The organism is Streptomyces iakyrus (assembly GCF_000717055.1).
Lineage (GTDB): Bacteria > Actinomycetota > Actinomycetes > Streptomycetales > Streptomycetaceae > Streptomyces > Streptomyces iakyrus.
This window is the reverse complement of record NZ_JNXI01000080.1, coordinates 1-570: the sequence shown is the minus strand read 5'-3', so window position 1 is coordinate 570 and position 570 is coordinate 1. Positions and strand designations below refer to the sequence as shown.

The 570-nt window shown below is 57.9% G+C and carries 1 pseudogene; it reads right to left on the bottom strand.

Annotated elements, in window-relative coordinates:
- A pseudogene (locus tag OO68_RS48845) lies at positions 1-570 on the bottom strand (hypothetical protein); the annotation flags it as partial.

Here is a 570-nt window from a genome sequence, read left to right as displayed (position 1 = left end):
CTTATACTGGATCATGCCGGCGATCGTACCGAAGGGACGGTTGGCGATATGCCATGCAATCGTTCGGCGAAATTGCCGTGTTGTGATTCGCCAAGGCTTGCCTTCGGAACTGTTGGGAATAACCGGCTCGTTGATCGTGCCGAACAGTTCATTGAGGTGATCGCGATAAAGATTGAGCTGGCGTACTATCTCGGCAGAGAGGTGATCCTTGCACACGGATTTAGCGGCCAGGACCGGCCAGAGTGTCGTGAGGCCGCGGGCCGATGCGGCCTGGAACGAGAGGCGTTCCAGCACGTCGATGGCTTTGGCGACAGGCTCGATCGTGACCCAATCGGCTGCTTCGCCATGGCTCGATTTGCCTTTGTAGGCAACTGACCGGACGCGATGGCGCATGATCAGGCCATCTTCACTGCGGGATATAGCAAGGCATCCACGCTGCATTGCCTGAACTTCGCAGTCGCGCATGCCGGTCAGATACGCACACAGAATATATGCTGCTGATTGCAGCATCCGTTCTTCCTGGGCGAGCGTCTTGGCGTCGAAGCGAGGTCGCCACGGAAGGCCCGTCTC